A 17,048-nucleotide genomic window follows, 5' to 3' on the forward strand; every position below is an offset into this window, starting at 1 on the left:
GTGCACGGTACGGAGTTGGGTGGGGCGCGACCGGACGGGGCCGCGCGCCTGGCGAGTGACTGCTTACCGGACGCTCCGGACAACCAGCCGTTTCCGCTCGCACCGGCGCAGCTGGGGGTCTGGTACGCGCAGTTGCTCGATCCCGGCGTGCCGATCAATGTGGCCCAATACGTGGACGTGCCCGGCGTGCTGGATCCCGCGATCCTGCAGGAGGTTTCGGTCATCGCGGCGCGGGAATACGAATCCGTGCTGGTGCGCCTCGGCGAATCCGGCGGTGTGCCGAATCAATGTGTGGATCCGGCGAATTCGGTCGATATCCAGGCAATCGACCTGCGTGAGTACGCCGATCCGGTGGGCGCGGCGCGCGAATGGATGCGGGCGGATGCGGGCGCGCCGGTCGACATGCTGACCGATCGGCTGTTCGCGGGTGCCGTGCTGCGGGTCGCGGACGAGCGGTGTTTCTGGTATCTGCGGGCGCATCACATCGTGCTCGACGGGTTCGGCGCGCTGACCAATACGCAGCGGGTGGCGCAGTTGTATACCGCAAGGGTGCTCGGCACCGAGCCGCAGGCGGTCCAGCCGGGGGCGATGACCGAATTGGTCGACGGTGACCTCGCCTACCGGGACAGTTCGCGTTTCGAGACCGACCGGGCGCACTGGGCCGAGCGGATCGCGGGGCTCGACGGCGCGACCAGTCTGGACGGGCGGACCGCACCGCGCGCGGCGACCAATCTGGTGGTGGGGCGGGTACTGCCGGACGCGCTCGTCGATCGCATGAATATGCTTGCGGCGAACCAGGATTCGACGCTCGCGGTGGTACTGCTCGCGGCCTTCGCCGGATATCTCGGGCGGCTCACCGATCGAGACGAGGCGGTGCTGAGTCTGCCGGTGACGGCGCGCACCACCGCGCTCATGCGGCGGTCGGCCGGAATGCTGTCGAATATCGTGCCGCTGCGGCTCGCGGTCGACGGCACCTGGGGGGATCTGCTGCGGGCAGCGCGCGTCGAGGTGGCGGGTGCGCTGCGGCACCAGCGGTATCGGCACGAGGACATCCGCCGCGATGCCGAGCACGACGGGCGGCCCGCGCGCCGTGCGCTGTTCGGACCGCTGGCCAACATCATGCTGTTCGGCAGCGAGCTGACGCTGGGCGAAACGGTCGGCCGCTACCACGTGTTGTCCACCGGGCCGGTGGAGGATCTGAGCTTCAATGTCTATTACGGCGAGCGCGACAGCGTGCACGTCGATTTCGAGGCGAATCCGAATCTCTATGCCGCAGACGACATTGCGCGCCATCAGCGGCGGTTCGTGCGGTATCTGGAGCGGTTGGTGGCCACCGAGGTCGATACGCCGATGGCGGCGGTGCCGGTGGCGACCGAACTGGAACTCGAGGTCAGCACCCGGATCTGGAATGCGACCGGTTTCGATGTGCCAGCGGCGGTCGCCGGTGCGCCGACGCTGGTTTCGCTGTTCGAGGCGCAGGTCGCGCGGACGCCGGACGCGGTCGCGGTGCGGTTCGCGGGTGTGCCGGACCTGACCTATCGGGAGCTCGCGACGCGCAGCAATCGGCTGGCGCGGCATTTGATCGGACTCGGCGTCGGACCCGAGACGCTGGTCGCGCTGAACATCCGCCGGTCGCCAGAGCTGGTAATCGCCATGTACGCCGTGCTCGCCGCGGGGGCGGCGTATGTGCCGCTGGATCCGGATCATCCGGCCGAGCGGACCGCGCACATTCTGGCGACCGCGCGACCGGCATGTGTACTGACAACTGAGGCTACGGAGTTTTCCGGAGTGCCGGTGATCCGTCTCGATGGGTGGGATCCCGCGGTATATCCGGATGGCCCGGTCTGGGATCGGGAACGCACCGCCGCGCTGCGGCCGGGGCAGCCCGCGTACGTGATCTTCACCTCGGGGTCGACCGGACTGCCGAAAGGGGTGGCCGTCACCCACGAGGCGATCGTCAATCGGCTGGTGTGGATGCAGCAGCAGTATCGGCTGTCGGCGGACGATGTCGTACTGCAGAAGACGCCAGCCACCTTCGACGTGTCGGTGTGGGAGTTCTTCTGGCCGTTGCAGATCGGCGCGCGGCTGGTACTCGCCGCGCACGACGGTCATCGCGATCCGGCCTACCTGCAGGCTGTGATCGACGAATATGGCGTGACAACAGCACATTTCGTGCCATCGATGCTGGAAGTCGTTCTGGCACAGTGGGAGTTCACCGGTCGCACCGCGCTGCGTATGGTCTTCGCGTCCGGTGAGGCGCTGCCCGCGGCGCCGGCGCAGCGGCTGCGGGCGCTGACCGGTGCTCGGCTGCACAACCTGTACGGTCCCACGGAGGCGGCGGTGGACGTCACCTTCCATGAAGTGACCGATACCGATACCCTCTCGGTGCCGATCGGCGCGCCGGTCTTCAACACCCGGCTCTACGTGCTCGATTCGCGGCTGCGGCCGGTACCGGTCGGGGCTGCGGGCGAGCTGTATCTGTCGGGGGTACAGCTCGCCCGTGGTTATGTCGGCCGTTCCGGGCTCACCGCCGATCGGTTCGTCGCGGATCCGTTCGGGTCGGCCACCCGGATGTATCGCACCGGTGATCTGGTGCGCTGGACCACCCACGGTGAGCTGGAGTACCTGGGCCGCACCGATTTTCAGGTGAAGTTGCGCGGGCTGCGGATCGAGCTCGGTGAGATCGAAGCCGTGCTCGGGACCGTCGATTCGGTGGTGCGCGCGGTGGTCGTGGTGCGCGATGACGCCGGGGTGGGCGAGCAGTTGGTCGCCTACGTGGTCGAAGCCGAGCCCGGCGCGGCGTCTCCCGCCGAACTGCGTAGCGCGGCGCTGCGCGCGCTGCCCGCGTATATGGTTCCCGCCGCATTCGTGATGTTGGATGCGCTGCCGGTCAATGCCTCCGGCAAATTGGATCGTGCCGCGTTGCCCGCACCCGAGCGGATCTCGACGGACTACGCCGAGGTCGCGACGCCGGTGCAGGCCACGGTCGCGCGGGTGTTCGGTGCGGTGCTCGGACATGATCGAGTCGGGCGCGACGACGATTTCTTCGCGCTCGGCGGCAATAGTTTGGTGGCCACCCAGGTCGCGGCGCGGTTGGGCGCCGAACTGGGCTGTCGGCTCGGGGTTCGCGAATTGTTCACCGCTACCACGGTGTCCGCGCTCGCCGAACTCATCGAGCGGGCGGGTGGATCCAGTGGCGTGCCGGTGCTCGCGCAGCTGCGGGCGCGGCACCGGCCGCCGCTGGTTCCGCTATCTCCGGCGCAGCAGCGGATCTGGTTCCTCAACCGGTTCGAGACTTCCAGCGCCGGTTACAACATGCCGTTCGTGGTGCGGTTGCGCGGTGCGGTCGATATTTCCGCGCTGCGGCTGGCCTTGGCCGATCTGGTCGATCGGCATGAGGTGCTGCGCACGGTCTTTCCCGCGGTATCGGCTGGAGTGGCGGCCCAGCAGGTCGTGTTGTCCGCGGACGAGGTTGTCGTCGTGGGTGAGCCGGAGTCGATCGGTGCGGACGGACTGGACGACGAGCTGGCTCGGTTCGCGGCGCTCGGATTCGACCTGGAGTGTGAAATACCGATTCGGGCACGGATCTTCTTGGTCGATGACGAGAGCTGTGCGCTGGCGCTGGTGCTGCATCACATTGCCGCGGACGGCGTTTCGCTGCGAGTGTTGGCGCGAGATGTGATGTCCGCGTACGGATCTCGGCACGCGGGCGACGTGCCGAAATGGCTGCCGCTTGCGGTGCAGTACGCGGATTACAGCCTTTGGCAGCACGAATTGCTCGGGTCGGCCGAGGATCCCGATGCCGCGTCGGCTCGGCAGCTGGAGTTCTGGACCGCCACGCTCGCCGGTGCGCCCGATCTGATCGAGCTGCCCGCCGATCGGTCCCGGCCCGCGGTCGCATCCGGCCGGGGTGCGGTGTTCGGTTTCGAAATTCCGGGCGACGTGCACGCCGAGGTCGTGAAACTTGCCCGTGTCCAGGGCGTTTCGAACTTCATGGTGTTGCACGCCGCACTCGCCGCGCTGCTGTCGCGGCTGTCGGGTAGCGACGACGTCGTGATCGGCACGCCGGTGGCCGGCCGTGGTGAACGCGCGCTGGACGATCTCGTCGGCATGTTCGTCAACACCCTGGTGCTGCGGACCGTGGTCGATGCCGCCGCTCCGTTCTCGTCGCTGCTGGAGCGGGTGCGCGAGACCGATCTCGCCGCCTTCGGCCATGCCGAATTGCCGTTCGAGCAGCTGGTCGATGCCATCAACCCGCCGCGCTCGCAGGCGCGGCATCCGCTGTTCCAGGTAATGCTCGCTTTCGATAATGCTGCGGACATCGCCTTCGAACTCCCCGATTTGTCGGTCTGCACCAGTACCCTGGACACCGGAGTGACCAAGTTCGATCTCCAGCTCACGGTCACCGAAGGCTTCGCCGGTGCCGGACTCAGGGAAGGTTCGGCACCGGCGGGGATCTGTGCGGAATTCACGTACGCCACAGATCTATTCGACGAATCCACCATCGCGGACTATGCGCAGTGGTTGGTTCGGTTGCTGCGCGCGATCGTGGTCGATGTCGAGCTGGCGGTAGGCGATCTGCCGCTGCTGGATGTGGCAGGTCGGCAGCGTGCGATCGAGTGCGGAATCGCGGAGTCGTCGAGCCGCGTCGCGACGCTGCCTGCCGCGTTCGAGACCCAGGTGCGGCGGACACCCGATGCTGTCGCGCTGGTGGACGCGCATGGCGCGCTGACGTATACGGAGTTCTCGCGGCGGGTGAATCGGCTTGCTCGTCGGCTGATCGCCGCCGGTGTCGGGCCCGAGACGCTGGTTGTGCTGGGTATGCGGCGGTCGGTGGACTTCGTCGTCGCGGCCTATGCCGTACTGACCGCGGGTGGCGGGTATGTGCCGGTGGACCCGGATCAACCGGCGGCGCGGCGTGCACAGGTCGTTGCCTCGGCCCGGCCGGTGTGTGTGCTGACTCGGACGGCCGACGGGTGGTCGACCGGCCCTTCGGTCCTCGCGGTCGATGCGCTGGACTGCTCCGGTTATTCGGATGCGCCGGTGCGGGATTCGGATCGGCTGCGTCCGTTGCGGGCGGCCGATACCGCGTACGTCATCTTCACCTCGGGCTCTACGGGCTTGCCGAAAGGTGTTGCGGTACAGCATGCCTCGGTGGTCAATCAGATCGACTGGATTGCCGACGAATACGGCATCGGGGCAGACGATGTGGTTCTGTTCAAGACTCCGCCGACCTTCGATGTGTCGGTGTGGGAGCTGTTCGCGCCATGGACGCGCGGCGCGCGCATGGTGGTCGCCGAGCATGACGGGCATCGGGACAGTGCCTATCTGGCCGCGACCATTGCGGCGCACCGGGTGACGATGACCTCGTTCGTGCCGTCGATGCTGACGGTATTCGCCGATGCCACCGGTATTGCCGAGATCGCCTCGCTGCGTACGGTTTTCGTGGCAGGTGAAGCGATGACCGGTGAAGCCGCGGCCCGCTTCGCTGCCGTGTGCCGAGCCGAACTGCACAATCTCTACGGCCCTACGGAATTCACGGTGCACGCCACCTATGCGCCCGTGGATCCGACGGTGGCGGGGGCAGTGCCGATCGGTCGGCCGGTGCGTTCGAGTCAGGTGCTGGTGCTCGATGCGCGGTTGCGGCCGGTGCCGGACCTGGTCGTCGGCGAGCTCTACCTCTCCGGCGTTCAGTCGGCGCGCGGATACCACGGGCGGGCGGAATCGACCGCCGAGCGGTTCGTGGCCAATCCGTACGGACCGGCCGGAGCCCGGATGTACCGGACCGGTGATCTGGTGCGGCGCAATCGAGCGGGTGACCTGGAGTATCTGGGGCGCAGTGACTTTCAGGTAAAGCTGCGTGGGCAGCGGATCGAGCTCGGTGAGATCGAGGCGGCGCTGGTCGCTGCCGACGATGTGCGTGCCGCGGCTGTTCGGGTGTTCGCGCACGCGGCGGGTGAGCTGCTGGTCGCCTATGTCGTCGCCGACATGCCGGAGGCGGAGCTGACCGAGGTGCTGGGGCAGCGGCTGCGCGCCGTACTGCCTTCGTACATGGTGCCGACGGCCTATGTCGGATTGGCGGAAATGCCGCTGACCAGCTCGGGCAAGTTGGATCGCAAGGCATTGCCCGATCCGGTGCCGACCGCGAAGACGTTTCGTGCACCTGTCACGTCTGCCGAGCATGCGGTTGCCGAGGTGTTCGCGGCGGTGCTCGGTCTCGATCGGGTCGGGCTGGACGACGACTTCTTCGCACTCGGCGGAAACTCCCTGGTGGCCACGCAGATTGTCGCGCGAATCGGCGCGGTCCTCGACGCCGATATCCCGGTGCGGCTGTTGTTCGAGCATTCGACGGTGGCCGCGTTGGCCGTGCATCTGCCCGGTTCGGGGACCGCGCGACGGGCGGTGGTCGCGCAAGCTCGACCCGATGTGGTGCCGCTTTCCTATGCACAGCAGCGGATGTGGTTCCTCAATCAGTTCGATGCCGCCTCCGTCTCGAATAATCTGACGGCCGCGGTGCGACTGGTCGGCGTGCTCGATCTCGGCGCGCTGACGGATGCGGTCGCCGATGTCATCGGCAGGCATGAGGCGCTGCGCACCAGATATCCGGCGGTCGACGGTGTGCCGCAGCAGGATGTGCTGCCGGTGGATGCGGTGTCGCTGGTGCCGGAGCCGGTCGATGCCACGGAGTTGGCTGATCGGGTTCGAGCGCTGGCGGCCATGCCTTTCGCGGTGGACCGGGAGGCACCGGTTCGACTCACATTGCTGCGCGCCGGGACCGAGCATGTGCTTGTTGTTTCGATTCATCACATCAGTGCGGACGGTTGGTCCATCGCGCCGCTCACCCGGGATCTGATGGTCGCTTACGCCGCACGTTGCGTGGGCTCGGAGCCGAACTGGGTGCCGTTGCCGGTGCAGTATGCCGACTACACGCTGTGGCAGCGGGAAACCCTCGGTGCGGAGGACGATCCGGAATCGCTGATCGCCGCGCAGATCCGCTATTGGTCGACCGAATTGGCCGATCTGCCGGATGTGCTGGCACTGCCAGGGGATCGGCCGCGTCCGGCGGTCGCGTCGGGTCGTGGTGCGCGCCATGCCTTCACCATCGATGCCGCGACCCATCGTCGGCTGTGTGATGTGGCGGAGGGCGCGAACGCATCCGTGTTCATGGTGCTGCACGCGGCATTCGCCACGCTGCTGGCGAAACTTGCCGGGCAGCGGGACATTGCGATCGGGACCCCCGTCGCCGGTCGCGGCGCCGCCGAGTTGGACGGGCTCGTCGGGATGTTCGTCAACACCCTCGTGCTGCGGACCGATGTGCGGCCCGAACTGACTTTTGCCGACTTGATCGCGGTGGCCCGCGACGGTGATCTGCGTGCCCTCGCACATGCCGACGTGCCGTTCGAGCGGCTGGTCGAGGTATTGAATCCGGATCGCTCCGCGGCCCGGCATCCGCTGTTCCAGGTCATGCTCGACTTCCAGAACACCGCGCAGACCAGCCTGGAGTTGGCCGGGCTCGAGGCCTCGATGCTCGATATCGATACGCGGACAGCGAAATTCGATCTGCAACTGACGCTGACCGAGTCTGTCGGCGGAGCCGGTATGGCAGCGACCTTCGAGTACGCCACCGATCTGTTCGATGCGCGGACGGTCGCTTCGTTCGCGTCTCGGCTGCAGCGCGTGCTCGATGCGGTCGCGGATCCGCAGGTACGGATCGGTGATATCGATCTGCTCGCCGATGACGAGCGGGCACTGATCCTCGACACCTGGAATGCGACGGCGCATCCGGTGGATGCCGACGCGACGCTGGTATCGCTGTTCGAGGCGCAGGTCGCGCGGACTCCGGATGCCATTGCGGTCACCTTCGAGGGCGAGTGGCTGGCCCAACCGTCACCCGGCCACCACCGCTCATCGAGTCGCCACGCGACGCTGACATATGCGGAATTCGCCGGTCGGGTGAACAGGCTCGCGCGGCTGCTGGTGTCGATCGGGGTTCGTCCGGATACCACGGTGGCCATCGGCATGCGGCGATCGGTGGATCTCGTCGTGGCCATGTACGCCGTGCTCACGGCGGGCGGTGCGTATGTCCCAGTGGATCCTGAGCATCCGGTCGAGCGGATCACCCAGGCGCTGCGGTCGGCGCGTCCGGTGTGCGTGCTGACCCGCTCGGAGGATGGGCTGGACCTCGACACCGAGGAACGCTCGTGCGGGTGGGCGGTGCTCGATGTAGATCTCTTCGACACCTCCGACTATTCGGACGCCCCGGTCACCGATGACGATCGGCTCGGCTCCTTGACGCCGGGCAATGCCGCGTACGTGATCTTCACCTCCGGCTCGACGGGGCGGCCGAAGGGGGTCGCGGTTTCGCATGCGGCGATCGTCAATCGTCTGGAGTGGATGCAGGACACATACGCGCTGACCGCTGACGATGTGGTGCTGCAGAAGACGCCCGCCACCTTCGATGTGTCGGTGTGGGAGTTCTTCTGGCCGTTGCGGGTCGGGGCGCGTCTGGTGGTGGCGCGGCCGGATGGGCATCGTGATCCGGCGTATTTGGCGCGGGTCATTCGCCGTGAAGGAGTCAGTGTCGCGCATTTCGTGCCGTCGATGTTGGTGGTGTTCGTCGCGGAACAGGCAGCGGCCGACTGTGATTCGCTGCGGATGGTATTCGTGTCGGGGGAGGCATTGGCGCCGAAGCCCGCGCATCGGCTGCGTGAGCTGACCGGTGCGGCAGTGCACAATCTGTACGGCCCGACCGAGGCGGCCGTGGATGTCACCAGCCACGAGGTCACCGATGCCGACGTGGACACCGTGCCGATCGGTGGGCCGGTATTCAACACCCAGGTCTATGTGCTCGATGGGCGGTTGCGACCGGTGCCGGTGGGGGTTGCGGGCGAGTTGTATTTGGCCGGTGCGCAATTGGCGCGCGGCTATATCGGGCGGGCCGATCTGACGAGTGACCGGTTTGTCGCGAATCCGTTCGGCGATGGTGCGCGAATGTATCGCACCGGGGATCTCGTGACCTGGCGTGCGGATGGGGCGCTCGAGTATTCGGGGCGCACCGATTTCCAGGTCAAGCTGCGTGGTCTGCGAATCGAGCTCGGTGATATCGAAACCGCGATCACCGGCTTGGATTCGATTGCGCAGGCGGTGGTGGTGCTGGGGGACGGGCAGCAACTGGTCGCTTATGTCGTCGCGGACACCGGGGTCGATACCGATGCCCTGAAATCCACTCTGAGCAGGCAACTGCCCGCGTACATGGTGCCGTCCGCGTTCGTTGTGCTCGATGAATTTCCGCTCAATGCTTCCGGCAAACTGGATCGGAAGGCCCTGCCCGCGCCCGTATTCGAGGCCGCCGTTTTCCGGGCTCCCGGCACGGCGACCCAGGAAATAGTTGCGCGGACCTTTGCCGAGGTGCTGAATGTCGAGCTGGTCGGCCTCGACGATGATTTCTTCGCTCTCGGTGGAAATTCACTGAACGCCACCCAGGTCGTTGCCCGGTTGGGTGCGGCGCTGGATATGCGGCTGCCGGTGCGGATGCTGTTCGAGGCGCCCACCGTTGCGGCATTGGCGGCCGCGACGGAGGCGCATGAGGGACGCGGCTACATCGGGTTGAGCGCGCGCCCGCGCCCGGCGCGGATTCCGCTTTCATCGGCTCAGCAGCGCATGTGGTTCCTCAATCGGTTCCTTGCCGACGATTCGGCCGGTCCGGGCGATGCCGTGGACAACATTCCGGTGGCGCTGCGGCTCACCGGCGATCTGGATGTGGCTGCACTGTCCGCCGCGCTGGCGGACGTGGTCGCTCGGCACGAGACGCTGCGGACGATCTATCCCGACGGGCCTGATGGCGCGGAGCAGGTGATCATCAGTGCGGCTGTTCCGTCGTTGGAAGCGGAACTGATCACCGAAGCCGAACTCGGGGAGCACCTTTCCGCATTCGCGGCGACCACCTTCGAGCTGACCACCGAGGTGCCACTGCGGGCCCGACTGTTTACCGATGGCCACGAACACGTGCTAGCGCTTGTGCTACACCATATTTCGGCCGACGGGTTCTCGCTCGGACCGCTCGCGGGCGATCTCATGACCGCCTATACCGCACGTCGAGACGGCGCTGCGCCCGCATGGGCGGGATTGCCCGTGCAGTATGCCGACTACACGCTCTGGCAGGCCGGAACACTGGGTGACGATGCGGATCCGGAGTCGCAGGCGCACCGGCAGCTCACCTTCTGGCGGCGCACGCTGGCGGGTCTGCCCGAACAACTGGAACTCCCCACCGACCGGCCGCGCCCGGCCGTGTCGTCGTATCGCGGTGCCACCCACCGGCTCCGCATCGATTCCGATCTGCACAGTGAACTGCGCGAACTGGCCCGCAAGCGGGATACAACGCTGTTCAGCACGATGCATGCGGCGCTGGCCGTCTTGTTGTCCCGGCTGTCGGTGAGTGCGGACATCGCGATCGGCACGCCGGTCGCGGGTCGCGGTGATGCCGCGCTGGACGGGCTCGTCGGGATGTTCGTCAATACCCTGGTATTGCGCACCCATATCGACACCAGGTCGCGGTTCGAGACGGTACTGGATACCGTCCGCGCACAGGATATCGAGGCGCTGTCGCACGCTGACGTGCCGTTCGAGCGGCTCGTCGAGGTCATCGCGCCGACACGAGTACAGAATCGGAATCCGCTGTTCCAGGTGGCGTTGACGTTCCAGAACTTCACGCTGCCGCCGCTCGAACTCGCCGATCTCGTGGTGCGTCCGGTCGAATTCGACGCGGCGGCAGCCAAATTCGATCTGCAGTTCACGGTGGTCGAATCCGATGACGCCGATGGCCGTGCGGATGGCATGGATATCGAGATCACCTATGCGACCGACCTTTTCGACGCGGACACGATCGCGGTGCTCGGTCGCCGGTTCACCCAGGTGCTGGCCGCCATCGCCGCCGATGCCACGGTCGTGGTCGGGGATATCCAATTGCTCAGCGCCGAGGAACAGCATCGCGCACTGTATGAATGGTCGACTCCGACCAGGACTTACGTCACCGATACCGTCACGCTGGCCGACCGGTTCGCGCTGGCCGCCGCGATCGATCCGACAGCCGTCGCCGTCCGCGCGGGGACGCGATCGCTGACCTATGCCGAACTCGACGCCTGGTCGAACCGGCTGGCCCGGCGGCTGATCGCCGCAGGGGTCGGACCGGAAGCGCTGGTGGCGGTGGCGCTGCCTAGGTCGGTGGAACTGGTCGTCGCTTTGGTCGCGGTGATCAAGGCGGGCGGTGGCTATCTGCCGATCGATCCGAATTATCCGGCGGATCGGATCGAATACGTACTCGATGACGCGCGTCCGATCTGCGCGATAACCAGCGCCGGAACCGAATTGGCACCCGGCTGGTTCGGCGGGCCGGTGATCGACATCGCGGCCGCGAATCAGTGTTCGACCGCCGTCTCCCAGGCGGAGCGACGCAGGCCGCTGAATCCGGCGCATACGGCTTACGTCATCTACACCTCCGGATCCACCGGGAATCCCAAGGGCGTGGTCATCCCGCACCGCAATGTGCTGCGCCTGCTCGATAACACCCGGTGCCACTTCGAGTTCGGGCCCTCGGATGTCTGGACCCTGTTCCACTCCTACGCCTTCGACTTCTCGGTCTGGGAGCTCTGGGGTGCGCTGCTGCACGGCGGCACGCTCGTGGTGGTCGACTACTACACCTCGCGATCACCGCAGCAGTTCCTGGAACTGCTTGCCGCGGAACGGGTGACAGTGCTGAACCAGACGCCGTCGGCCTTCTATCAACTGATTGCCGCCGAGCCTGCCGAACTCGCACTGCGCTATGTGATTTTCGGTGGCGAGGCATTGGAACCGCAGCGGCTGGTCGGCTGGTTCGCTCGGCATCCGCGGTCGCCGCGACTGGTGAATATGTACGGCATCACCGAGACCACCGTGCATGTGTCCCATCGGCCGATCGAGGCGGGTATCGGCTCGGCGAGTGTGATCGGTGGGGCCATACCCGGATTGGTTGTGCGGGTGCTCGATGCGCGGCTGCGGCCGGTACCGGTCGGGGTACCCGGCGAGATCTATGTCTCCGGTGGGCAGTTGGCGCGTGGCTATCTCGGACGGCCCGCGCTCACCGCGAGCCGGTTCGTGGCCGATCCGTACGCGGGGGACGGTGTGCTGGCCTATCGGTCCGGTGACCTCGCACGGTGGACGGCCGACGGCGAGTTGGAGTATCTGGGCCGGGCCGACCAGCAGGTGAACCTGCGTGGGTTCCGCATCGAGTTGGGCGAGATCGAGGCGGCGCTGCTGGATGCGAGTGCGGCGGTGCGCGAGGTGGCGGTGGTCGTGCGCAGCGATCTGGTGGATGAGCCGCGCATTGTCGCGTATGTGGTCGGCTTCGACGCGGTCGATCGGGCGGAGCTGCGACAACAGCTCGCGCGCCGGTTGCCCGAGCACATGGTGCCCGCCGCGATCGTGGCGGTGGATCGAATTCCATTGACCGTCAACGGGAAGCTGGATCGGGCGGCGTTGCCCGCCCCGGAGTTCGAGGCGACGACCTATCGCAAACCCGGGACTGTCGTCGAGGAGATCGTCGCCGGGGCTTTCGCGGATGTGCTCGGAATGGACGGTTTGATCGGCGCGGATGACGACTTCTTCGCCCTCGGCGGTTCCTCCCTGCTGGCCGCGAAGGCCGCGGCTCGCATCGGGGCCGCGCTCGGGCGCACCGTCGGAGTCCGCGCATTGTTCGAATCGCCGCGGGTCGCCGATCTTGCCGCAGCGGTCGGCGCGAGCGATACGGCCGCGACCAGGCCCGCGCTGGTGGCAGGCGCCCGTCCGGACCGGATTCCGCTCTCCCCGGCACAGCAGCGGATGTGGTTCCTCAACCGGTTCGACCAGCACTCCATTGCCTACAACATTCCGTTGGCGCTGCGGCTCACCGGCGCATTGGATATCGCGGCGCTACGAGCCGCGGTCGCGGATCTGATCGGCAGACATGAGTCGCTGCGGACGCGGTATCCGGAAGTGGACGGTGCGGCGACCCAGCTGATCGTGCCGGTTGTGCAGGCGATCCCGTCGCTGGATCCGATTGATATCGCTGAAGCCGAACTGCCGGAGCGGATTCAGGAGCTGGTGGCCACCACGTTCGATGTGACCGTCGATATCCCGGTGCGGATGCGGCTGTTCCGGATAGTGGGGCGCGCGGAGTTCGTATTGGCGGCGGTGCTGCATCACATCGCGGCGGACGGATCCTCGCTCGCGCCGTTCGTCCGTGATCTGATGCTGGCCTACAGTGCACGCCTGGACGACAGTGCGCCCGGCTGGACACCGCCCGCCATGCAGTACGCGGATTACGCACTGTGGCAGCGGCAACTGCTCGGTAGCGAGGACGAGCCCGAATCGCTTTCGGCACAACAGATCGCGTACTGGACCCGAACCCTGGACGGACTGCCGGACCAGCTGGCGCTGCCGACCGATCACCCGCGGCCCGCGCGGCAGAGTCTGCGCGGCGCGAAGGTGGAGTTCGCGATCGACGCGCGGTTGCACAGCGCGCTCGTCGCGCTCGGACGACGCAGTGGCGCAACGTTGTTCATGGTTGTACACGCCGCATTCTCCGCACTTCTCGCTCGGCTGTCGGGCAGTCCGGATATCGCGGTCGGCACGCCGATCGCGGGCCGGGGCGATGCGGAACTCGACGATGTCATCGGCATGTTCGTGAACACGCTGGTGCTGCGTACTCGGGTCGATGGCGGTGAAAGCTTCGATGCGCTGCTGGAGCGGGTCAGGTCAGCCGATATCGGCGCTTTCTCGCATGCGGATGTGCCGTTCGAGCGCCTGGTGGAGGTGCTGAATCCGGAGCGATCGACAGCGCGGCATCCGCTGTTCCAGGTCGGGCTTTCGTTCCAGAATCACGAGCGCGGTGAACTACGGCTACCCGGGCTCGAAGTGAGCGAGCTCGAATTCGACAGTGGGGTAGCGCAATTCGATCTGCACTTGTTCGCTGTCGATCACTACAGTGCGGACGGCGTGCCTGGGGGCATAGATCTCGCGCTCGGGTTCGCGACGGACTTGTTCGAGCGCGCTAGTGCGCAGCGGTTCAGTGAGCAGCTGCTGCGAGTATTCGAATCGGTTGTTGTCCAGCCGGATACGGCTGTCGGTGAGTTGGATCTGCTCGGAGCGGCGGAGCGTGGGCGGTTGCTCGGAGAGTGGAATCGGACCGCGCATCCGGTGGCCTCGGCGACGTTGGCGGATCTCATCGATGCTCAGGTCGCGCGGACGCCCGAGGGCGTGGCGTTGATCGATGCGGGCTCCGAATCATTGCTCACCTATGCCGAATTCGATGCTGCGGTCAACAGGCTGGCGCGCAAGTTGATTGCCGACGGGGTCGGCCCGGAGGCGACCGTCGTGCTCGCTATGCGGCGCTCGGTCGAGTTGGTCGTCGCCATGTACGCGGTGGTGCGAGCCGGTGGTGCGTATGTGCCCATCGATCCGGATCATCCGGTCGACCGCATCGCGTACGTCGTCGAGACGGCCGCGCCCGCGTGTGTGCTCACCACGTCACGCGATCCTGTTCCCCTCGAAATATCCCTTCCCACAATGGAAGTGGATCGACTCGAGCTGGCTGATTACGCGGCGACTCCGATTACGGATGACGAACGGGCGCGACCCTTGCGACCCGAGCACCCGGCATATGTGATCTTCACATCCGGCTCGACCGGACTGCCCAAGGGCGTCACCATTTCGCACGCGGCGATCGTCAACCAGTTGGCCTGGCTGCGTGACCGATTCGCACTCGGGCCGGACGGGAGTGCGCTGCTCGAGACTCCAGCGACGTTCGACCTGTCGGTGTGGGAGTTCTGGTCGGTCCTGACGACGGGTGGTCGCCTGGTGGTGACCGAGCCCGGCACCGAACGCGAACCGGATAGGCTGCGGGCCCTGATCGAACGGCATGCGGTGACGGTGTTGCACGCCGTGCCGTCGCTGGTCGGCATGCTGCTCGCGGTATCGGATGCGCCGCTGCCGAATTCAGTGCGGCAGGTGCTCGCCATCGGTGAGGCGCTGCCGCCCGCCACCGCGATCGAATTCCGTCGCCGAGCCGGACATTCCGGCGCGCGACTGTTCAACCTGTACGGCCCGACCGAGGCAGCCGTGTCGATCACGGCCTGCGAAGTCGATGCGGACCCGACCCATATCGTGCCGATCGGCGCGCCCGTCTGGAACAGTCGGGTCTACGTGCTCGATGCACGGCTGCAGCCGGTCCCGGTGGGTGTGACCGGTGAGTTGTATTTGGCCGGTGCGCAATTGGCGCGCGGCTATCAACGCAGGTCGGCGCTGACGGCCGACCGTTTCGTCGCCGATCCCTTCGCGAGCGCCGTCGGCGCGACGATGTATCGGACCGGCGATATCGTCCGCTGGCGTCCGGAGGGCACGCTGGAATACCTGGAGCGCGCCGACTTCCAGGTCAAGATCGGCGGTTTCCGGATCGAGCTCGGCGAGGTGGAGGCCGCGCTGCTGCGGTTGCCGGAGGTGCGCGCCGCGGTCGCGATGGCGCACACTGGAACTCGGCTCATCGCCTATGTCGCGGTGCCGGACTCGGCGGCTGCGACCGAATTGGCCGGTGCGTTGCGTGCGGCGGTGGCGACAGAGCTGCCCACCTACATGGTGCCCGCCGCGATCGTGGTGCTGGAGTCGTTGCCGCTCAATGCCAACGGCAAGGTCGATCGGGCCGCACTGCCCGAGCCGGTGTACACCGCGGCTGCCTTCCGAGCCCCGACCAATGAGCTGGAGCGCTTGGTTGCGGCCACGTTCGTCGAGGTGATCGCAACCGGGGAAGCGGTCGGGCTGGATACCGACTTCTTCGCGTTCGGGGGCAATTCGCTGCTGGCGACCCGGCTGGCGGCGCAGTTGGGCTCGACACTCGGAGTGCGGGTCCCGGTGGCCGCGGTATTCGACGCACCGACCGTCGGGCTGCTCGCCACGCGACTGGCCGAGCTCGGCGACGCCGATGCCAGGCCCGCGCTCACTCGGCGTTCCGGCACCGCACCTGCCCCGCTCTCGCTGGCACAGCAGCGGATGTGGGTGCTCAACCGGCTGGCCCCGGATTCCTCGGCCTACAACATCCCCGCAGCACTGCGCCTGACCGGTGCACTGGATATCACTGCCCTGGGCGCGGCGATTCTGGACGTGATCGAACGCCACGAAACCCTGCGCACCCGATATCCGGATGCCGAGCCCGAACCGGTGCAGCAAGTACTGGACGTTGCCGAGGTCGATCTGGAACCGACCCTGTTGGCACCGGGTGATATCGACACGCGCATCGCTGAATTCGTCGCCGCCGGTTTCGATATCACCTCGGCGTCGCCGGTCCGCGCGGCATTGTTCCGCACCGACGTCGACGAGCACGTGCTCGTTGTGGTGCTGCACCATATCAGCGCCGACGGCTATTCCGTCGCCCCGATGACGCGCGATCTCATGCGTGCCTACCTCAGCCGGATCGTGGGCAACGCGCCCGGCTGGGAGCCATTGCCGGTCCAATACGCCGATTACACCGTGTGGCAACGCGCGTTGCTCGGCTCGGATCGTGATCCGAACAGCCTGCTGTCCCGGCAACTCGGCTATTGGACAACAGAATTGGCGGGGCTGCCCGAAGTACTTCCATTGCCGAGCGATCGACCGCGTCCGGCGCGCAGGGATATGCGCGGTGGCACAGTCGGTTTCGAGGTGGACACGGTACTCACCGCGCGGTTGGCGGCGGTTGCCCGTGCGCACGGCACAACACTGTTCACCCTGATCCACAGTGCATTCGCGGTCCTGCTCGCCAAGCTGTCCGGCACCCCGGATATCGCTATCGGCGCACCGGTCGCGGGGCGTGGCGAACGTGAACTCGACGATCTGATCGGCATGTTCGTCAATACCGTCGTGCTGCGCACCGAGGTAGACGCGCGCACCGGCTTCGCGGATCTGCTGCACGAGGCGAGGGATCGCGATATCGCGGCGCTGTCACATGCCGACGTGCCGTTCGAGCGGGTGGTCGATGCCGTGGGCCGGACCAGATCCAGTGCCTATAC

1 protein-coding gene (cut by a window edge) is annotated in these 17,048 nt (G+C 66.7%); it reads left to right on the forward strand.

Going from position 1 to position 17,048, the window contains the following annotated elements; genetic code table 11:
* A protein-coding gene (locus ACQPZ2_RS06270) for a non-ribosomal peptide synthase/polyketide synthase (protein ID WP_433524686.1) crosses the window boundary here: on the forward strand, positions 1-17,048 show its 5' portion. The gene runs 640 nt beyond the window's last position; 17,048 of the gene's 17,688 nt are visible here — the first part of the coding sequence; its start codon is at positions 1-3; its stop codon lies off the right edge, out of view.

It is taken from the genome of Nocardia pseudovaccinii (assembly GCF_050942345.1).
Classification (GTDB): domain Bacteria; phylum Actinomycetota; class Actinomycetes; order Mycobacteriales; family Mycobacteriaceae; genus Nocardia; species Nocardia pseudovaccinii.